The organism is Ruegeria sp. CDSA241, assembly GCF_059611265.1.
This window is the reverse complement of sequence record NZ_JBXWPF010000005.1, coordinates 137,027-155,942: the sequence shown is the minus strand read 5'-3', so window position 1 is coordinate 155,942 and position 18,916 is coordinate 137,027. Positions and strand designations below refer to the sequence as shown.

Annotated in this window: 17 protein-coding genes, 1 tRNA gene and 1 pseudogene; 8 read left to right on the top strand and 11 right to left on the bottom strand. The window is 58.1% G+C overall.

Features of this window, described 5'->3' with window-relative positions; genetic code table 11:
- Positions 1-3: 3 nt before the first annotated feature.
- The 8 genes from AC2FJV_RS06540 to AC2FJV_RS06505 all read right to left on the bottom strand — a co-directional run bounded on the left by AC2FJV_RS06540 (position 4) and on the right by AC2FJV_RS06505 (position 8,964).
- Positions 4-774 (bottom strand): SDR family oxidoreductase, encoded by a 771-nt coding sequence (locus tag AC2FJV_RS06540; RefSeq protein ID WP_496713107.1) that lies wholly within the window; start codon positions 772-774, stop codon positions 4-6.
- A complete protein-coding gene (locus tag AC2FJV_RS06535) occupies positions 771-1,811 on the bottom strand; it encodes a zinc-dependent alcohol dehydrogenase (RefSeq protein ID WP_496713105.1) in 1,041 nt (346 codons plus the stop codon). Before AC2FJV_RS06535 ends, AC2FJV_RS06540 begins: the two co-directional genes overlap by 4 nt.
- Positions 1,808-2,908 carry a mandelate racemase/muconate lactonizing enzyme family protein gene (locus AC2FJV_RS06530; RefSeq protein WP_496713103.1) on the bottom strand — a complete coding sequence of 367 codons (1,101 nt, stop codon included), beginning with the start codon at positions 2,906-2,908 and terminating at the stop codon, positions 1,808-1,810. The genes AC2FJV_RS06535 and AC2FJV_RS06530 overlap by 4 nt, the downstream gene beginning before the upstream one ends.
- On the bottom strand, positions 2,905-3,903 hold the full coding sequence (locus tag AC2FJV_RS06525) for an ABC transporter permease (protein ID WP_142634806.1): 999 nt from the start codon (positions 3,901-3,903) through the stop codon (positions 2,905-2,907). The genes AC2FJV_RS06530 and AC2FJV_RS06525 overlap by 4 nt, the downstream gene beginning before the upstream one ends.
- Before the next feature lie 3 nt (positions 3,904-3,906).
- Positions 3,907-4,884 carry an ABC transporter permease gene (locus AC2FJV_RS06520; RefSeq protein WP_271946110.1) on the bottom strand — a complete coding sequence of 326 codons (978 nt, stop codon included), beginning with the start codon at positions 4,882-4,884 and terminating at the stop codon, positions 3,907-3,909.
- A complete protein-coding gene (locus AC2FJV_RS06515; RefSeq protein WP_496713101.1) occupies positions 4,869-6,401 on the bottom strand; it encodes a sugar ABC transporter ATP-binding protein in 1,533 nt (510 codons plus the stop codon). The genes AC2FJV_RS06520 and AC2FJV_RS06515 overlap by 16 nt, the downstream gene beginning before the upstream one ends.
- A gap of 67 nt (positions 6,402-6,468) precedes the next feature.
- Positions 6,469-7,443 carry an ABC transporter substrate-binding protein gene (locus tag AC2FJV_RS06510; RefSeq protein ID WP_496713098.1) on the bottom strand — a complete coding sequence of 325 codons (975 nt, stop codon included), beginning with the start codon at positions 7,441-7,443 and terminating at the stop codon, positions 6,469-6,471.
- A gap of 54 nt (positions 7,444-7,497) precedes the next feature.
- Complete coding sequence (locus AC2FJV_RS06505; protein WP_221929474.1) at positions 7,498-8,964, bottom strand: aldehyde dehydrogenase family protein; 1,467 nt, start codon at positions 8,962-8,964, stop codon at positions 7,498-7,500.
- A gap of 238 nt (positions 8,965-9,202) precedes the next feature.
- Here AC2FJV_RS06505 and AC2FJV_RS06500 point away from each other — a divergent pair, with 238 nt between their 5' ends.
- Together AC2FJV_RS06500 and AC2FJV_RS06495 are read left to right on the top strand one after the other, a co-directional pair.
- Positions 9,203-10,231 carry a LacI family DNA-binding transcriptional regulator gene (locus AC2FJV_RS06500; RefSeq protein ID WP_142635174.1) on the top strand — a complete coding sequence of 343 codons (1,029 nt, stop codon included), beginning with the start codon at positions 9,203-9,205 and terminating at the stop codon, positions 10,229-10,231.
- 10 nt (positions 10,232-10,241) lie between these two features.
- The gene (locus tag AC2FJV_RS06495) at positions 10,242-11,894 is read left to right on the top strand and encodes a GMC family oxidoreductase (protein WP_496713095.1); all 1,653 of its coding nucleotides are present in this window, start codon (positions 10,242-10,244) and stop codon (positions 11,892-11,894) included.
- On the opposite strand, the pseudogene AC2FJV_RS06490 reads toward AC2FJV_RS06495, so the two are convergent.
- The 3 genes and pseudogenes from AC2FJV_RS06490 to AC2FJV_RS06480 form a co-directional block, all read right to left on the bottom strand.
- Positions 11,876-12,070 (bottom strand): annotated as a pseudogene (locus tag AC2FJV_RS06490) (IS6 family transposase); the annotation flags it as partial. The gene AC2FJV_RS06495 and the pseudogene AC2FJV_RS06490 sit on opposite strands and share 19 nt — an antisense overlap.
- Before the next feature lie 187 nt (positions 12,071-12,257).
- Positions 12,258-12,785, bottom strand: coding sequence for a DUF3604 domain-containing protein (locus tag AC2FJV_RS06485; RefSeq protein WP_496713093.1), 528 nt, complete (start codon positions 12,783-12,785; stop codon positions 12,258-12,260).
- A 69-nt stretch (positions 12,786-12,854) separates the two neighbouring features.
- Positions 12,855-12,944: transfer RNA gene (locus AC2FJV_RS06480), tRNA-Ser, on the bottom strand.
- A gap of 204 nt (positions 12,945-13,148) precedes the next feature.
- Between AC2FJV_RS06480 and AC2FJV_RS06475 the strand changes: the two genes are divergently transcribed.
- The 6 genes from AC2FJV_RS06475 (at position 13,149) to AC2FJV_RS06450 (ending at position 18,868) form a co-directional block, all read left to right on the top strand.
- The gene (locus AC2FJV_RS06475; protein WP_496713091.1) at positions 13,149-14,333 is read left to right on the top strand and encodes an SPOR domain-containing protein; all 1,185 of its coding nucleotides are present in this window, start codon (positions 13,149-13,151) and stop codon (positions 14,331-14,333) included.
- A gap of 64 nt (positions 14,334-14,397) precedes the next feature.
- On the top strand, positions 14,398-15,519 hold the full coding sequence (locus AC2FJV_RS06470; RefSeq protein ID WP_281972839.1) for a D-alanyl-D-alanine carboxypeptidase family protein: 1,122 nt from the start codon (positions 14,398-14,400) through the stop codon (positions 15,517-15,519).
- Complete coding sequence (tmk, locus tag AC2FJV_RS06465) at positions 15,516-16,139, top strand: dTMP kinase (RefSeq protein ID WP_496693918.1); 624 nt, start codon at positions 15,516-15,518, stop codon at positions 16,137-16,139. Before AC2FJV_RS06470 ends, tmk begins: the two co-directional genes overlap by 4 nt.
- A 10-nt stretch (positions 16,140-16,149) precedes the next feature.
- Entirely contained in the window at positions 16,150-17,271 is a 1,122-nt protein-coding gene (locus tag AC2FJV_RS06460; RefSeq protein WP_496713089.1) for a DNA polymerase III subunit delta', read from the top strand.
- Positions 17,268-18,074, top strand: a complete 807-nt coding sequence (locus tag AC2FJV_RS06455) for a TatD family hydrolase (protein WP_496713087.1) — start codon at positions 17,268-17,270, stop codon at positions 18,072-18,074. Before AC2FJV_RS06460 ends, AC2FJV_RS06455 begins: the two co-directional genes overlap by 4 nt.
- Positions 18,071-18,868, top strand: a complete 798-nt coding sequence (locus AC2FJV_RS06450; RefSeq protein ID WP_142634836.1) for an MBL fold metallo-hydrolase — start codon at positions 18,071-18,073, stop codon at positions 18,866-18,868. Before AC2FJV_RS06455 ends, AC2FJV_RS06450 begins: the two co-directional genes overlap by 4 nt.
- The last annotated feature ends 48 nt before the right edge of the window (positions 18,869-18,916 follow it).

Genomic DNA, 18,916 nt, shown 5'->3' with positions numbered 1-18,916 from the left:
GTGTTACCGCCCCATCCAGCCCCCGTCGACAACAAGGATTTCACCGTTGACGTAGTCCGACGCTGCAGAAGCCAGAAAAACCACGGGTCCGGCAAAATCACCAGGCGTACCCCAACGGCCCTGGGGTGTTCGTTCCAGAATCGACTTCGACCGAACCGGATCGTCCTGCAAAGCTTGGGTATTGTCGGTCGCGATGTAGCCGGGGGCGATTGCATTCACGTTCACACCCTGCCCGGCCCATTCATTGGCCAAGGCCTTGGTCAGCTGTCCAATCCCACCTTTCGACGCCGCATATCCGGGAACGGTGATGCCGCCCTGAAACGTCAGCAGCGATGCGGTGAAGATGATCTTGCCCGAGCCGCGCGCCAGCATTTCCTTACCGATCTCGCGAGACAGAACGAATTGCGAGGACAGGTTGACCTCAATCACTTCGTCCCACCAGTCGTCCGGGTGTTCGGCGGCTGGCTTGCGTTTGATCGTGCCGGCATTGTTGACAAGGATATCAGGGGTTTGTCCGTCGGCCCTCAACTGATCAATGAACCCATGCAGCGCGGAGCGGTCCGAGAAGTCGCATTGGTAAGCCCGGAAACTGCGCCCCATCGCCGTGACGGCTTTTTCGACCTCCGAGCCGGACAGCTCGAGCGAGGCGGACACTCCGATAATATCAGCTCCGGCCGATGCCAATGCCTCGGCCATGCCGCGCCCGATGCCGCGTTTGCACCCGGTCACAAGTGCCGTTTTTCCCGTCAGGTCGAAACTTTGCAAAACACTCATGAACGCGGTCCTACTTCGATCAGGCTTTTCATTGCGGTTGGGCTGCGATCCAGTGCTTCGAACGCAGCCTGAATGTCTGACAGAGGGCTGACGTCGGTAATCACAACATCCGCGTCCACTCCGCCCGAAGCGACAACTGCGATCGCCTTCTCGTAATCCTCCGGCTCATAGACCCGAGCACCGATCAGTTGCAGCTCTCGCCAGAAGAATTGGAACAGGTCGATATGGGGTTTTTGAGCATGGATCGCGACCATCACGATCCGGGCCCGCGTCGCGGCAACCGCTGTCATCGCATCAACACCGGGCTGCGTTCCCGATACCTCGAAAACTACATCCGCCCCTTTGTCGCCCGTGCGCCCGTTGATCGTGGCCACCAGATCGGTTTCGATTGGGTTGATCGTGTCAAAACCAAGCTTTTCGGCAATGGCCAAGCGGTTTGGGTTCACTTCGGAAATCACGACGTTTCCGCCCGCGTCCCGCGCAACCATGGCAACCAGGATGCCGATCGGGCCGCCGCCGATGACGACGACGTCCTCGCCAGGTTGCAGGCCAGACAAGCGCACATCGTGGCAGGCAACGGCGACCGGCTCGATCAGCGCCGCGTGATCCATGCGCAAGTCATCCGGTAGAACGTGCAAGGTGTGGGCCGGAACGGTCCAGATCTCTTGCATGGCACCATCGGTATCGAGGCCGAGAAACTTGAGGTTCTGACAGATATGCTGATGCCCCCGTTTGCAGACCGGGCATTCTCCGCAGTGATCCAGCGGTCGGACCACGACCTTCTGGCCGGGTTTTACCGTATCGACGCCCTCGCCCACCGCTTCGACGACACCTGACATTTCATGTCCAATCACCCGATTCAGGCCGACACGGGCATCCATGTTGCCGTGGTAGACGTGCATATCCGTCCCGCAAATCCCACAATAGGCAACGCGAACAGCAGCCTCGCCGGGGCCCGGATCCGTCGCTTGGGCTTGCTCTACAACAAAGCTCTTGTTGCCCCTGTAGTATGCCGCACAGATCGTCTCGGTTGTCATGTATGCATCTCCATGTGTTCCGCATTCAGTTTGTCCCAGTCGAATTCCACTCCGGTTCCCGGTGTATCCGGGGCCACGGCCATACAGTCTTCCACAACCAGCGGACGGGTCGTGTACTGATCTATCGGGAATGAGTGTACTTCTAGCCACCCTGCGTTGGGTTGCGCGGCAACAAGGCTGACGTGCAGCTCCTGCATCCCATGACTGCAAACCGGAATGTCGTACTGTGCGCTTAGCCCGGCCACGCGCAGCCAACCGGTGATCCCACCGCAGTTTGAGGCATCGGGCTGGATGAAACTCAACTTCGCGTCATCAAAGGCGTATTCGAATTCGTGAATCGTGTGTAGGTTTTCACCCATGGCAAGGGGAACGCCCGTGGCTTCGGCAATTCGGCCATAGCCTTTGTAATCGTCTGGAATTGTCGGCTCCTCGAACCACAGGATATCGCAGTCGGCGAACCCTTGGGCGGCCTCGATGGCCTGCTCGACGCTCATGGAGTAATTCGCATCGACCATGAAGAACCGGTCCGGCCCCAGCATCTCGCGCACTGCCCGGGCACGTGCAAGATCGTCGACCAGATCCGGTTGCCCAACCTTGATCTTGACCGCGTTGAACCCACGCGCAAGGTAGCCTTCGGTCTGCCGCAGCAGTTTCTCCAACGAGAAATTCAGGTCGATCCCGCCGGCATAGGCCTTGCACCGTTTGGACGCTCCACCAGCCATTTGCCACAGTGGTGCATTCTGCGTTCTGCCACGAATGTCCCAAAGGGCAATATCCACGGCCGAGATAGCGAACGAGGCGATCCCGCCCCGTGCAACGTAGTGCACATGCCACTGCATGGCATCGTACAGGCTTTCGATCTGTTCGGCGCCTTGTCCAACCAGGAACGGCGCTAGATCATGCTGGATCATCGCCAAGATGGCATGACCGCCCTTGCCGCCTGTATAGGTATACCCAACCCCCTCAACCCCATCCGACGTTTGAATGGTAACGGTGATCAATTGAAAGAACGTGTGATCGCCATGTTTGGCATCGACCAGGACTTCGGCGAGCGGGACGTTGAACAGCCGCGCTGAAACACTTTCTATGCGATTCACGAACCCAAGACCTTCTGCTGCCTGGCAATAACCCGAGACTGTAAGAGGATGACCACAAAAAGAAAGCCTCCACGTATGACCATCTGCCAATAGGCGCTGAAACTGATGGTCCCCTGACCGTTTTCAAAGTTCAGAACGTTGAACACCAGACCCAGCAAAAGCGCTCCGGCCACGGTCGCAGGGATCGAACCCATCCCACCTGTCAACAAGGTGCCGCCCACAACAACGGACGCGATGGCCGACAATTCCCATCCGATGCCCTCAAGGGGTTGTCCGGCTCCAAAACCCGAGGCCAGAAAGACGCCAGCCAGCCCTGCGCAGCCGCCCGAAAGCAGGTAGACGAAAGCCTTGGCGCGATTCACCTTCAGACCCATGAGGTTCGAGGCATCCTCGCTGCCACCGATCGCCAAGACGGTCCGCCCGATGGTTGTTCTTTCCAGCACCAGCCACAGTACCAGCGTCAGTCCGGCCACTATGACTATTGCCCATGGAAACAGACCAAACGCCTGCCCCATGCCAAGCTTGGTGAAGTTCGACCCCCAATCAACCGAAATTGTCTGGGCGCCCGAAATCACCAATGCGCCGCCTTTTGCGGCAAGCATGGTCGCCAGTGTGGCGATGAAGGGCGGAATCCGAAGGATGATGATGCAAAAGGCGTTGATCGCTCCGAAGCCCACCCCGGCAAGCACGGCCCCCGGCAGCGCAACCTGAATCCCGTATGGGCTGAGATAGGCCGCAACAACCGACGTAAAGGCCGCAACGGATCCAACCGACAGATCAATCCCGCCGGTCATGATCACAAAACACATACCCAGCGCAATCGCGATGAACATCGCGTTGTAGTTCAGGAAAGACGAGAAATTGTAGGCGCTGCCAAAGTTGTCATAGCGCATCAGCCCAAACAGGATCAAAGCCAGCAGTGCGATCCACACCGTCACCGAAGCCGAATTGCGCCGAAGGTACTTTCGCAGGTCAAAAGCCGTTTCATCCAACATCGATCAAGCCCTCCGGAACTGCTGGACCCAGACGGCCAGGATAATAATGACCGCTTTGGCGATCAGTGCAACTTCGTCCTCTACCCCGTTGGCCAGCAATGTATATTTGACCAATTGGATGATGACGGCTCCCAGTATGGCACCAAAGATCGGCGCCCGTCCGCCTTGTAAAAGAGCCCCGCCAACGACAGCGGCCGCGATGGCGTCAAGCTCCATCAGATTGCCGTTGCGCGCGGCGTCCGAGGCCGAGTTGATCGCAACCACGATCAGACCAGCCAAGCCCGCAAGCACCGCGCAGATGACATAGGCCCCGATCTTGACCCGCCGGACGGGACCACCGGCCAGATAGGCCGCGCGTTCATTGCCGCCGATCGCCAGCAGGTAACGACCCCAAGTGGTTCTGGTGATCACCCAGAACAGCACACAGGCAATGGCCAGCGCCAGCCAACCCTGGAACGGCAAGCCAAGCACCTTGCCGGTTCCAAGATAACTGAATGAAGGGTTTGAAAATGTCTGCAGGTTGCCATTCGTCAAAACCTGGGCAATACCGCGACCCGAGATGAAAAGAATGAGCGTCGCAATAATGGGCTGCACGTTCAACACGGCAACCATCACGCCGTTGAATACCCCACATAAACCCGCGACGAACAGTGGCAGGACAATGGCCAAAATGACGCCAAGCATCGGATTGGCGGCGCCCAGATCCGACAGAAAGATCAGCGGGGCCAACGCCCCCGCCAGAGCCATGACAGCGCCAACCGACAGATCAATTCCACCCGTGGCGATGACCAGCGTCATACCCATGGCCACGATGGCGATCGTGGCAACCTGGCTGATATTCACGAACAGGGTCTGCATCTGCAGGAAATTGGGGGTGAAAAACGCGTTGAACACCAGCAGGGCGACCAACGCGGCGATGCCGCCATGAAAGCGGAAGGGCATCGATGCGACCCGTTGCGGCAACTTCATTGCTCGGTCCATGAACCAGTTCCTCCTTCATGATGCGCAAGCGCGCGCACCAGTATGTTCTCGGTAATCCCGGGGTTGGTCAGTTCCTTGACCGAGCGCCCTTCGTGCATGACCACGATGCGGTCGGCGCCTTCCACCAGCTCTTCGAATTCCGAACTGATAAGAACGACGCCGAACCCCTTTTCGACATACGACCGAATGAACGATTGGATCTCTCGCTTGGCGCCGACATCCACGCCTCGGGTCGGCTCGTCGAGTATAAGGATGTCGGGCTGCGTCGCCAGCCAACGGGCAAGCAGCACCTTTTGCTGGTTGCCGCCAGACAGCTCACGAATGGGTTGATCCATATGGGCCGCCTTGATACCCAGATCGTCGATGAAGGCCTGAACGATCTCGCGCTCGCGGGCAAAGTCGATTTGACCACGACTGGCCAGTTTCGGCAGCAGGGCCAGCGTCATATTCTCGCGCACGGACATGTCTGGAATGATCCCTTCAGCCTTTCGATCTTCGGTCAGAAAGCCAACCCCGTTTGCGATTGCGTCACCCGGTCCGGATGGTTGTCCAACCGCGCCGTGCAACTCGATCGCACCGCTGCGGGCTCCGTCCACGCCGAACAAAGCGCGCGCCGCCTCAGTCCGGCCAGAGCCCAGCAACCCGCCCAACCCAACGATTTCCCCGCGGTGGAGCGTGAGGTCGAAATGCGTCAGTCGTGGGCCTGTCGAAACAGAGTCGGCCCGCAGAACGATATCGCCTTTCTTAGCCTTGGCGCCGGCGAAGTCCGTCAAACCGTCTGCCGCAATCTCGTCCTTGTTGCGGCCCAGCATGTCCGCGATCATTTCCAGCTTGGTCGTGTCCTGGACATTGCGAGTGCTGACAGTGCGCCCGTCGCGCATCGTTGTGACCCGATCGCAGATCTGGAACAGCTCATCGAGGAAATGCGAGACATACAGAACGGACACGCCCTGTTTCTTCAACTCGCGCACCACACCGAACAGAACCTCGACCTCGCTGGCATCAAGCGACGACGTCGGCTCATCCATAATGACCAGCTTCGCGTCAAGAGAAACAGCCCTCGCAATCGCAACCAACTGCTGGATCGCAGTCGAGAAATTTCCTAGCGGCTCAGTCACGTCAATTTCTATGCCAAAGCGCGCAAGAACCTCGCGTGCGCGCCTGTTGCCCTCGCGCCAGTCGACCAAACCGAGACGTTTGGGCTCGTACCCCATGATAATGTTCTCGGTCACTGACCGCAGCGGAACCAGGTTGAGCTCCTGATAGATCGTGGCAATTCCGGATTCCTGCGCTTCGCGCGGGGTGGAAATGCGGCTAGGCCCACGCGCCAAATGGACGTCGCCGGCATCCCGATCGTAAACTCCGGTCAGAACCTTGATCATCGTCGATTTGCCGGCACCGTTCTGACCGATCAGCGCATGAACCTCGCCAAGTGCGATCTCCAGACTGGCCTGGCTCAGTGCCGGTACGCCGGCAAAGGACTTTTCAATTCCTGACATCGAGACGAGCGCATTCATAAGATGTCTTCCTCCGATTGCTTGCAGGCGGCACCGACCACAGGCCAGCACCACCCACCAGGGAGAATCAATAAGCTTCGTCGATGTGATCAGCCGCATTGTCTTTGGTAAAGATGCGATCTTCGACTTTCACCCATTCCGGGATCGTCTCGCCAGCCGCGTATTTCTTCATGATTTCACAAGCCAGAGGACCGAAGAAGGGCGAGCTTTCCACCGTGACCCCCATCTTGCCATCGATGATGGCCTGAAGAGCATCGCGTGTCCCGTCGATCGAAACGATGGTCACATCCTCGCCAGGCTTGCGGCCGGCCAGTTCCAGAGCCTGGATCGCGCCGATCGCCATTTCGTCATTGTGGGCGTAGACCACGTTCACATCGGGGTGCGCCTGCAGCAGGGTTTCCATCACCTGACGACCCAGGTCGCGCGCAAAGTCACCGGTCTGAGAAGCCACGATCTCAAAGCGGTCGTCCGCTGCGATCGCGTCGTCGAAACCCTTTTTACGGTCATTTGCAGGTGAAGAACCAGTTGTGCCTTCCAACTGGACGATGACGCCCTTGTCGCCGTCGAAATTTTCCATCAGCCATTGCGCGGCGCGGTTGCCCTGATCAATGAAGTCCGATCCCAGGAATGCTACGAAATGCTCGCCTGGCTTGGCGACGGCCGGATCAACCGAGCGGTCCACGAGAAAAGTCGGAATGCCGGCGGCGCGTGCTTTCATAACCGCCGGAATCAGTGGCTTTTCTTCCCTTGGAGGCAGAAACAGAACGTCGATGCCTTGTGCGATCATGCTGTCCACATCCGCAACCTGCTTGGCCGCAGATCCAGCTGCATCCGTCGCGATAAGGTCCCAGCCGCAGGCCTCGGCCGTGTCATGGAACGATTTGGTCTCGGCAATGCGCCACGGATTGTTCGACTCCATCTGCGCAAAGCCAACTTTGTAGCGCTCCTTCTGCTCAAGCTGTGGCAGATCCTGCGCAATCGCAGTCGTGCCCAACAGCGCACCCGCGACAACCGTCGAGATCAAAAGAGTTCTGCGTTTCATGGTTATTCCTCCTCCATTGGTGCGGTCGCCAACGTTTTGACCGCGAGTTTTAGGTCATGCCCAATTCATGTAAGTCGTCTGTTTCCTCAGATAGCCATCGAAGCCATATGCGCCGTCTTCACCCCCAACCCCGGACATACCCCAACCGGTATGAAATCCCTGCACGGCCTCACCATTGGAGCGGTTCAGATACAGTTCGCCGAACTTCAAACGGCTCGGGGCCTCCATCAATCGCCGGTGCGATGCCGTAAAGAGATAGGCAGACAGCCCGAATGATGTGTCATTCGCTACGTCTATCGCCTGATCAAAATCATCTACTCGCATGGCTGTTGCCACGGGGCCAAAGACCTCCTCTTGCATCGCGGCATTGCTGTTGTCTGAGACCTCAAGAACCGTCGGGGACATCCAGTGCCCCTTATGGTGCGCCCCGTCCGTCAGGGGCCCACCTGCAAGATGAACCGTGGCGCCTTCGGCGATGCTGCGCTGGATGATCTCGGCGACCTTGGTCACTTCGGCCTTGCTGACTTTGGGACCCAAATCGCAGTCGTCCATCGGTTCCCCGATCGACAAAGCGCGGACCGCGGACACGAATTTTTCCAAGAACTGATCCGCAATGCCGCGATGCAGATACATACGCTCGTTGCAGGTGCAAATCTGGCCGCAATTGGCAAACCGGGCGGCAATGGCGGCCGAAACGGCGGCGTCAATATCCGCATCCTCCATCACGATGAACGGAGCCTTACCGCCAAGCTCGAGCCTGACAACCTTGATCCGGTTGGCCGCGGCGCGAAAAATCTCTTTCCCGGCGCGTGTGCTGCCGGTCATCGTGATCAGTGACGTATCGGGGTGTTCGACCAACCGCTGCCCTACCACCGGCCCCTTGCCTGTCAGAACATTAAGAACACCGGGCGGAAACCCGACCTTGTTGGCAAGCTCGGCGACCGCAAGACCGGATAGCGGCGTGATTTCGTGCCCCAACAGAACTACGGTGTTGCCCGCGACTAGCGCGGGTCCGACCTTCCTGGCGGCCAATGCCAACGGATAGTTCCAGGCCGTCAACGCAACAACAACGCCATAAGGATGACGCCGGATCTGGATTTCCTCGGACTCGTTGTCCGACGCAACTATGTCACCCGAAATCCTCCGGGCCTCTTCAGCCGCATGGCAAAGAAAGGTGACGGCAGCATCCACTTCACCTCGGGCTTGCGAGATCGGCTTGCCCTGCTCGGCGGTGATCAGAGCAGCCAAACGACCGGCGTCGATCCGGACGGCCTCAGCGAGCCTCAGGACCAGTCGAGCCCGCTCGATCGCCGGGCGCGAGGACCACGAGCCAAAAGCCCGATGGGCCGCTTCGACCGCCGCATCCGCGTGAGCGGCGGCACCATCTGGAACTAGCGCAACGATCTCTTCATTCGCAGGGTTTTCGACAACAACCGTGTCCGCGTCAAGGTCGACAAAGCGGCCATCGATGAACATCGAATGCCGAACGACTTGACCCAACTCCCCCACTACAGACCGCAATTTCGCCTCCCGCGCTTGCTCGGTCAAACCACAATGGCGACCGCACCACCGATCAAAACACTAATATTATTATTTAGTCAACACTAATATTAATTACTATCCGCTAATATTAGTTGCACGTCCTCCGCATAATCGGTAAAAAGGAAACGAACAAAAAGGTTGAGCGATGAACGATCAAGCGAACAAGGCTGGACAACACAGGGGTGTAGGACGAGTCGCGGGCCGACAGCGCATAACGATGCACGACATTGCACGCGTCGCTGGATGCTCACAAACGACAGTATCGCTGGTTCTGAACAAGAACGATTCCGTCAAAATCTCCGAGGACACAAAGCAACGAGTCCTGGATGCCGCCAATACGCTTGGATACGCCATGCCCTCTCAACTCAGGAAACCCCAAGACAGCGCGCGCCGACCCTCGGCACTAGACGACACCATCGCTTTTGTCGTGGACGATCTGGCGTCGAGCCCCGAAATGGTAAACGCGTTTAGCGGCGTGAAACAGGCCGTTCGGGACACCGGAAATCTTGTATTGCTGGCAGAAACCCAAAACGACCCAGAGGTCGAACCCAGAACGCTTAAGTATTTCCTCGACCAACAGGTTGCGGGCATCGTTTACGCAACTGTTTTCACCCGGCGGGTGGTCGTTCCGGAAATCCTCACGCAGGCCGCAACCCCGGTTCTGCTGCTAAACTGCTTTTGCGACGACCTCTCGTTTCCTGCGGTGATCCCCGGCGAAGTCGCTGCTGGACATACGGCGACCAACGCCCTGATCAAGGCCGGGCACAAACGAATCGCCACTATCACCGGCGAGCCGTTCATGGAATGCGCCGCGGGACGAACGACCGGGTATAGAAACGCCTTGGCTTCCGCCGACATTCCATTCGACGAGGACTTGGTTGTCGAAGGCAATTGGTTGCCCAGCGCCGGATATGCCGCCACGCGCGAATTGATGGACCTGCCCTCTCCGCCAACCGCCATTTTCTGTCAGAATGACCGCATGGCAATCGGTTGCTATGAGGCACTCAAGGAACTTGGCCTGTCCATCCCCGAGGACATCTCGGTCATCGGATTTGACGATGACGAAACCGCGCGACACCTTTCGCCGCCACTGACCTCGATGATTCTTCCCACCCGGGCGATGGGACGCTGGGTCGTCGAACAGCTATTCCACGGGCCAACGGATGGTCAGAGGCACCCACTCGTGAAGCTTGAATGCGAACTGGTCGAGCGCGACTCGATCAGAGAACCCAAACGCCGGACCTGAAGGCGACATCATGACGGAAACCTTCGATCACATCGTCATCGGCGGCGGCTCAGCCGGTGCCGCAGCCGCCGCCCGACTGGTCAACCAGGGCAAGTGCAGGGTTCTGGTGCTGGAGGCCGGGCATTCGCACCACCATCCATTGCTGGACATGCCGCCGGGTATTTTCAAGATGATCAACGGGTCCAAGTTCATGACCTACCACCAGACCGAACCGCAGGACCACCTGGACGGCCGCGTGCATGAGATTCCGCAGGCCAACGTACTGGGCGGCGGGTCGTCAGTGAATGCGCAGGTCTATATGCGCGGCCGCCCTTCTGACTATGACGCGTGGAACGACCTGCTACGACAGACCAACGACGGGGTCAGCTGGGGATGGGATGATGTGCTGCCCTATTTCCGCAGGATTGAAGACAACAACAGGCTTCATAATTACCTGCATGGCAGCGATGGTCCGGTGCAGGTCTCTGATCCGGGGTATATCGACGACATGTCCCGTTGGTTCGTTCAGTCGGTGCAGGCCCTTGGTGAACCATTCAACACGGACTTCAACGGCGCAACACAGCGCGGTGTCGGGTTCTATCAGTTCACCAATCGCGCTGGAAAGCGCAGCTCGTCAGCCTATGCTTTCCTCGCCCCTCTCGAGACGAACCCGGACTTGACCATACGGCTTGGCGCAACGGTCAGAAAAGTCATCATCGAAAGCGACAAGGCCGTCGGGGTGCAGTATCGCGACAAAGGCGGGTTCCACACCGTCCGGTGTGATGGTGAGGTTATCCTTGCGGCGGGCGCTCTGGTCACGCCGAAACTCCTCATGCTTTCGGGTATCGGACCGGATGCACATCTTGCCGAACACGGTATTCCTGTGGTCTGCCCACTGCCTGGGGTCGGTCAGAACCTGATCGACCACCCCGAAGTTCCCATCACCGCCTTTGCCAACGGTCCATACGGATATTTTAAACAAGGTGATGGCTGGCGGATGCTTCGCAACGGCATACAGTTCAAACTGTTCGGCAGCGGCCCAGTGACTTCGGCCGGGGTCGAAGCTGGTGCCTTCGTCAATCCGTCGGTTCCTAATGGAGAACCGACCATTCAAGCCTTTTGCGTGCCCATCGTCTATCTGGATCGCGACGCGCTGGACGAAGTGCAGGATGACTTTGGCGTGACCGTTACGACCGTCGTGGTCAAACCGAAATCACGCGGAGAGGTTCGGCTTCGCTCGGCCGATCCTCAAGCTATGCCGGTGGTTTCGCCCAACCTTCTGAAGCATGAAGACGACATGCAAGAGATGATCCGGGGGCAGCGGTTCTTTCGTCGGGCATTCACGTCGGGCCCGCTTGCACAAAGGATCCGCGAAATCGTCATTCCGATAGCGGACGACGACCAGACGCTGCGAGCACATTGCAAGAGATTCGTAAAAACCAACTATCACCCGGCGGGCACTGCCAAAATGGGCCGGGACGGCGACGGAATGGCAGTGCTGGACGCCAGAATGCGCGTTCGCGGGATCGAGAGCTTACGGGTGTGCGACATGTCCGCAGTGCCCGACATCAACGCCGGCAACACAAACGCACCTGCCATGATGCTTGGCGAACGATGCGCCGACCTTATCCTTGGCATCGGATCAGTAGGCGAGGGACGCAATTCTTATCCGGAACAAAGTTGACGCCACTCGCTAAGAGCGGCAGCGCGGGTCAGCTTGAAGGTGTCTCGGCTGGTGAGCGATCATTCTTGGTTGAAGTGGTTTTAGACGGAAGAATGAACGGCAGCGAATTTCTGTAAACTTCGCATGCGCCTGAACCGTTGCGTCGCGCGTTCGCGTCGTCGAAACGGAAGAGCGGAAATCGAATATACAGCATCACAGCAAGGCGGATGATCTCGGGACTGGTCTTGAAGTTTTTAAAAGAGGCAGGTTTGGTCATGTGCAAAAACTACGCAACCGCCCTGCCCCGCTCAAGCTATGTTCTTCTGACAAGACCGTGGGCTACTGCTCCGGTGAATACCAAATTGGCGAAATCCATGCTCGTTCTTATATCCACACCGCGACATCCTCAAGGAGCGGCAAGCCGTGGCGGACGGCGTCATACGTCGTCCAGCGTGGAGTTGGTATTTCGATGACGCGCATGTAGTACAGAGCATGTTGGCCAGGATCAAAATCGTCGTCTGTCCAATGACCAAACAACTCCGCAGCTCCGTTTGCGTTACTGTAAGTCGAAGTTTCAGGATCAACCGTATTGCCAATGGGCGGCAGCTTGCCATTCACGTCCGGCACGCGATCTCTTGACCACACTACATCAATGATACGTTCTTGCGGCGATCCGACGGAACAATTCCCTGCTCCACCTTTTTGGGAATTTGCAGCATAGACCTTTGAAAAACATACATTTCTGAGAGGAGAAACTCTGGGTTCCAGACCCATCTCACGAAAATTCCCCGTAAATTGCCGAATATCAGGGAAATCCCTCCCAAAGCGACCCCGCCAAAATGCGCCATTGAGACTGAGGCCTGAATTGCGTTCTGAGTGTACGGTTTGCTCCGTCTCTGATTGAAAGCGCATGCGCCAACTCGCGGGAATTGCGGTGCAATTCCGGATCAGAAAACACAACTGAAGTGAGACAAGTATGAGTGGCGGGGAGACAGGGATTCGAACCCTGGGGACGCTCTCACGCCCAACGGTTTTCAAGACCGCCGCATTCGACCACTCTGCCACCTCCCCGCGTGGGGCCGGGTCTAAGGCTATCTTTAAACGGTGGCAAGACCAAATAGGGAAATCTTGCCGAAGCCTGTGCAGCAGACTTTCCATGGCCGAACGTGCAGGCTATGCTTTGCGTGAAAGACCGTGACAGGCTGGCAGTTCAGAACCAGCGATCGGCGGCGGGGTACGATGAAAGAGGCCCCTTACAGGCAAGGGATTGCAAATATGGATCGAGCGACCACGACACGCGCAAAACCGCGGGCACTGGCGGTTCTGGTAATAACAGTTGCTGCTCTGTCAGGGTGCGACGAGGCCCTGACATCGGGTGGAACATCCACCGAGCAGGCGGACGAAAGCGTGCAGGACGACGGCAAATTAGAGCTGTTTCCCAAAACGACAGGGAACGCGCGTGATGATGTTGAAGCTCCTGATGTCTTCAAGGTCACCGAAGCCGGTTTGTGGGATGGGCGCCCCTCGTTGGGCGGAATCTGGGTCGCGCACCCGGACGTTACACAGCCTGAACGTGTTCGGATAACGAATACAAAGAACAACAAATCCGTAACCGGCGCACTTTTCCGCCGCGAACGCAACTTGCCGGGCCCTGCGCTGCAACTGTCTTCGACTGCCGCCGCGAAACTGGGTATCCTCGCAGGCGCACCGACTCGGGTTGAAGTTGTTGCCCTGCGACGCAAGCCTGCCGAGAAAGTAGAAGAAAAAGCTCCTGAGCCCGAAGGGGTCGCTGAACCCGAAGAGACCCCAACTGCTGAGGCGGTTGAACCTCAGGAAAAGAAAACCGATAGCCAGACCACGGCAGATGTGTCCGAAGACATTGATAAACCAGCCAAGCGTAAATGGTGGCAAAAGAAGGCTCCAGTTGCCGCAGCTGGTGCTGCGACAGCTGCAGCCGTGGCTGAAACCGCAGAAAAGGCCGATGAGGTGGCAACAGAGATTATCGAGGCGGCGCCTGAGCCAGCACCAACCGCAAATCTGACCGATCCCACTGTCACGCCGCCAACCGAGGCTGCACCGAAGCGTAAATGGTGGCAAAAGAAGTCTGCCGACGAAATCACCGAAACACCTCTGGACCCGATTGAGGGCGCTGCAGCGGCCATCGAAGAGGCCGCCCCTACCCCGGCAGCAACCGCAGCCAGCACTGAGGCTGCCTCCGTTTCATCGCTTTCAAAACCGTTTATTCAGGTGGGCACTTTCACAGTTGAAGAAAATGCCGAAGGTGCTGCCGAGAAAATTCGGCGAAACGGGTTGCCTGCGAAAGTTCAAAAACTCGAAGCCAATGGCAAAACCGTTTGGAGGGTGATCGTTGGTCCTGCTTTGACGCGGGCGGAACGAAACGCAATGCAAAGCGACGTCAAAGATCTGGGCTTTTCTGACGCCTATACCGTGAAGAATTAAGCAAAAGGAGGTCCCCCTCGTGCTGTCCTCATTTCGATCATCTGTACTGACCCTCAGTTTGGCTATGTTTGCCCTGCCCGCACAAGCTTTCGATACGCAAGCCCGTGCTGCCTATGTCATGGACCAAACGACAGGAACCGTTCTTTTGTCCAAAGACGCAGACCAGCCGTTGCCGCCCGCGTCCATGTCCAAACTCATGACCCTGTTTGTAGCATTCGAAGCGCTGCGGGACGGTCGCCTGGAACTGAATGAGGAACTTCCGGTTTCCGAACATGCGACCAGCTATAAGGGCTCAAGTATGTTCTTGAACACGCAGGACCGTGTCCGGGTCGAAGACCTGCTGCGCGGGATCATAGTCCTGTCAGGAAATGACGCATGTGTTGTTATCGCCGAAGCCCTCAGCCCGGACGGAACCGAAGCTGGGTTTGCCCGGTTCATGACCCAACGCGCGCAACAGCTGGGCATGAATAATTCGAACTTTGCGAATTCGAACGGATGGCCAGCCGCAGGCCACATGATGTCTGTGCATGACCTCGCCATTCTGGCCGACCATCTGATTAGCGACTTTCCCGAATATTACCCTCTGTTCGCCGAGGAAGAGTTCGAATTCGACAACCGGGTGCCGTCAAATTCGCGTAACCGGAATCCCTTACTGAAACTTGGGATTGGTGCAGATGGGCTAAAGACTGGCCACACGCAAGAAGCGGGCTATGGCCTTGTAGGATCGGCACAGCAGGGGGATCGCAGGGTCATTTTCGTTTTGTCGGGGCTCGACAGCGTCGCCCGCCGCGCAGAGGAGGCTGAGGCCGTCGTTAACTGGTCGTTTCGCAATTTTGTCGAGAGGCAGCTTGCCGAAGCAGAAAAACCGATAGGACAAGCCGATATCTGGATGGGCACTTCGAAAACGGTTGATCTTGTCCCGCATGAGGATTTGACACTGCTGCTGCCTGTTCTCGGGGATAAGAATGTTGAGGCAGAAATAGTCTATGACGGTCCGCTTGAGGCCCCCATCGCCAAAGGACAGGAAATCGCTGAGCTTGTCATCAAACCCGATGGCCTGCCCGAGATCCGTAGACCCCTGGTTGCAGCGGAAAGCGTCGAAAAGGGCGGTTTCTTCGTGCGGATTATGACAGTTGGCGGCATTGTCGCGAAAGATGTCATTGGTAACCCGTTGGGCGCGATGTGACGGCAGGCGGGTTATTTCTGACTTTCGAAGGTATCGATGGATCAGGCAAATCCTCGCAAGCGCGTATGCTGGCCGAGCATTTGCGCGGGCTCGGGCATGATGTCGTTCTAACGCGTGAACCTGGCGGCTCTGACGGGGCCGAGGAAATCCGCAGACTGGTTCTTGAAGGCGATCCCGATCGCTGGTCAGCTGAGACGGAAATCCTGCTTTTCACTGCTGCGCGGCGCGACCATCTGGAACGCACCATTGAACCCGCTTTGGCTGCGGGCAAGATCGTCATCTGCGACCGTTTCGCCGATAGCACCCGCATGTATCAGGGCCTATCACGCGGCGACCTGCGTGGTTTGGTCGATCAGTTGCATAAGCTGATGATCAAACGTGAACCGGATCTGACCGTGTTGATCGACATGGATCCTGAAACCGGCCTCTCTCGGGCCAAGGGCCGGCAGGGCACCGAAGAACGGTTCGAGGATTTCGGCATTCACCTACAACAGAAGATGCGGGCCGGTTTTCTGGAACTGGCGGATGAATTTTCCGACCGGTTTCGCCTGGTCGATGGCAACAGGGACATGGACAGTGTTGCCCGCGATGTGACAGATATCGTCGTGCAAGCCTTGTGACGGACGATTGATGAACAACGACATCCCGATCCCGGATCAGGCACCCGGTGCCCTTCATCCGCGCGAAACGCCACATCTGTTTGGGCAGGCAGAGGCCGAGCAGGCCTTTCTTTGCGCTTATGCTTCTGATCGCCTGCACCATGGCTGGCTGCTGACCGGCCCCCGAGGTGTGGGCAAGGCGACGCTGGCCTGGCGGATCGCGCGGTTTCTGCTGGCGACCCCGGCTGTCGAAGAGGATGGGCTGTTTGGCGCGCCACCTCCCCCTGAAACGCTTGAGATTCCACCAGATCACCCGGTTGTTCATCGAATTCTGGCTGGTGCCGAGCCTGGCCTGGCCGCCATCAAACGATCCGTGAACGATCAGGGCAGGTTGCGGAATGAAATCGTTGTGGACGACATTCGCAAACTTGGCAAGTTCTTCGGCCTGTCCTCGGCCGATGGGGGCCGCCGTGTCGTCATCGTCGATGCCGCTGACGAGATGAACATCAGCGCCGCCAACGCATTGCTGAAAATGCTCGAAGAACCGCCTGCGAGGACGACGCTGCTGTTGATTTCGCATCAGCCGTCGCGCCTTTTGCCCACGATCCGATCCCGGTGCCGTACCTTGCGCCTTTCGCCGCTGAACGCGGAAGATATGAACGCCGCACTGACCCAGACCGGGGTTGAGCTGACTGGAAACCCCGACCATCTGGCCGCTCTGGCCAGCGGGTCCGTTGGGGACGCCGTCCGCCTGATAAATCTGAGCGGGCTCGAAATATATGCCGAGCTCATCGCGATCCTGGGCACCCTGCCCCGGCTGGACAGACAACGCGCTCTGGCTCTGGCCGAGGCTGCCGCACAGCGCGGAGCAACCGAACGGTTCGAGTTGCTGTTGACGCTGATCGACATTGCGTTGTCACGTCTTGCTGTGACCGGTGCGACTGGTGCTCCGCCATCGCCAGAGGCCGCGCCAAACGAAGGTGATATCCTGTCCCGTTTGTCCAGATCGCCGGAGCAGGCACGCCTTTGGGCGGAAACCGCAGCCCAGATCACCGCCCGCGCCCGCCACGGGCAGGCGGTGAACCTTGACCCTGCCGCTCTGGTCCTAGATACGGTGTTCAAGATACAGGAAACCGCCGGTCAGAACAGATGAGCGACACCCCCCAAATCACCGACAGCCATTGCCATCTGGACTTCCCCGATTTTGAAGGACAGTTGGACCTGATCGTCGCAAATGCGGCCGAAGCCGGTGTGACCCGGATGGTGACGATCTGCACCAGGCTGAGGAACGAGCCCACTGTGCGCGCCATAGCTGAGGCTCACGCGCCGGTATTCTACGCGGCAGGCACGCACCCGATGAGTGCAGCCGATGAACCGATGGCAACTGTGGACGAGCTGGTGGCACTGTCACAGCACCCCAAGTTTGTTGGTATCGGTGAAACCGGGCTGGATTATCACTATACCGCCGAAAGTGCGCAGGTTCAGCAGCAATCCCTGCGCGTTCATATCGAGGCCGCTCAGCGAACCGGACTGCCTCTGATCATTCATGCGCGCGCGGCGGACGAAGACATGGCCCGCATTCTGGCCGAAGAATACGGCAATGCCCCCTATTCATGTGTGATGCATTGTTTTTCGTCTTCGGCCGAGCTGGCACAGTCCGCCCTGGATCTTGGGTTTTACCTGTCCATGTCGGGCATCGCCGCTTTTCCCAAAAGCCAGGAATTGCGCGATATTTTCGCAAATGCGCCAGTAGACCGCATCCTTGTTGAAACCGATGCACCTTATCTGGCGCCCCCCCCGTATCGCGGCAAACGGAATGAACCGGCCTATACCGCCCACACCGCCCGCAAAGGCGCCGAGGTCTTTGGCATGGGTTATGCCGATTTCGCGGCGCAGACGCAGGCCAATTTCGAAAGACTTTTCACCAAGGTCGCCTCTTACAAGGCGGCGGCATGACCACGCTGCGCTGCACCATTTTGGGCTGCGGCTCGTCAGGTGGAGTGCCACGTCTTGGCGGTCACTGGGGCGACTGCGACCCCGAAAACCCCAGGAACATCCGCCGCCGCTGCTCGATGCTGGTCGAACGTGACGGGCCCGAAGGCACCACCTCGGTTCTAATCGACACAACCCCGGATATGCGCAGCCAGCTGCTGGACACCGGCACCGGGCGGTTGGACGGGGTGGTCTATACCCATTCCCATGCCGACCACGTCCACGGCATTGACGACTTGCGCATGATTGTCTTCAACATGCGCGAACGGGTGCCGGTCTGGGCTGATGGCGACACCCAGAATGATCTTTTGGGCCGATTTGGCTATGCCTTCATCCAACCCGAAAACTCACCCTACCCGCCGATCCTCAACCTCAAGACAATCGACGGCCCGTTCGAGATCACTGGCCCCGGAGGCCCTATCCCGTTTCACCCCTTCAAGGTGAACCACGGATCAATCGACGCGCTTGGTTTCAAAATGGGCAATCTGGCCTACCTGCCGGACGTGGCAGAGATATATGACGATGCCTGGACCACATTAGAGGGTCTGGACTGTCTGGTGATCGACGCGCTGCGCCGGTCCCCGCACCCGACCCATGCGCATCTGGAAAAGACCCTTGGCTGGATCGACCTGTTGCAACCAAAAACCGCGGTTCTGACCAACATGCATATCGATCTTGACTATGCCGCAGTCGACGCAGAAACCGCAGACAACATCACCCCTGCTTATGACGGCATGGTGATACATCAGGCTCTGTAGAGCCCTGGCCGAGATCATGCAGATATCCTTTCCCGCGCGAATAACTGT

Excerpts from the sequence above, each read along its gene's own strand:
- AC2FJV_RS06540 (WP_496713107.1), bottom strand. The coding sequence starts at position 774 with ATGAGTGTTTTGCAAAGTTTCGACCTGACGGGAAAAACGGCACTTGTG.
- AC2FJV_RS06535 (WP_496713105.1), bottom strand. The coding sequence starts at position 1,811 with ATGACAACCGAGACGATCTGTGCGGCATACTACAGGGGCAACAAGAGC.
- AC2FJV_RS06525 (WP_142634806.1), bottom strand. The coding sequence starts at position 3,903 with ATGTTGGATGAAACGGCTTTTGACCTGCGAAAGTACCTTCGGCGCAAT.
- AC2FJV_RS06520 (WP_271946110.1), bottom strand. The coding sequence starts at position 4,884 with ATGGACCGAGCAATGAAGTTGCCGCAACGGGTCGCATCGATGCCCTTC.
- AC2FJV_RS06515 (WP_496713101.1), bottom strand. The coding sequence starts at position 6,401 with ATGAATGCGCTCGTCTCGATGTCAGGAATTGAAAAGTCCTTTGCCGGC.
- AC2FJV_RS06510 (WP_496713098.1), bottom strand. The coding sequence starts at position 7,443 with ATGAAACGCAGAACTCTTTTGATCTCGACGGTTGTCGCGGGTGCGCTG.
- AC2FJV_RS06500 (WP_142635174.1), top strand. The coding sequence starts at position 9,203 with ATGCACGACATTGCACGCGTCGCTGGATGCTCACAAACGACAGTATCG.
- AC2FJV_RS06495 (WP_496713095.1), top strand. The coding sequence starts at position 10,242 with ATGACGGAAACCTTCGATCACATCGTCATCGGCGGCGGCTCAGCCGGT.
- AC2FJV_RS06485 (WP_496713093.1), bottom strand. The coding sequence starts at position 12,785 with ATGCGCTTTCAATCAGAGACGGAGCAAACCGTACACTCAGAACGCAAT.
- AC2FJV_RS06475 (WP_496713091.1), top strand. The coding sequence starts at position 13,149 with ATGGATCGAGCGACCACGACACGCGCAAAACCGCGGGCACTGGCGGTT.
- AC2FJV_RS06470 (WP_281972839.1), top strand. The coding sequence starts at position 14,398 with ATGTTTGCCCTGCCCGCACAAGCTTTCGATACGCAAGCCCGTGCTGCC.
- AC2FJV_RS06460 (WP_496713089.1), top strand. The coding sequence starts at position 16,150 with ATGAACAACGACATCCCGATCCCGGATCAGGCACCCGGTGCCCTTCAT.
- AC2FJV_RS06455 (WP_496713087.1), top strand. The coding sequence starts at position 17,268 with ATGAGCGACACCCCCCAAATCACCGACAGCCATTGCCATCTGGACTTC.
- AC2FJV_RS06450 (WP_142634836.1), top strand. The coding sequence starts at position 18,071 with ATGACCACGCTGCGCTGCACCATTTTGGGCTGCGGCTCGTCAGGTGGA.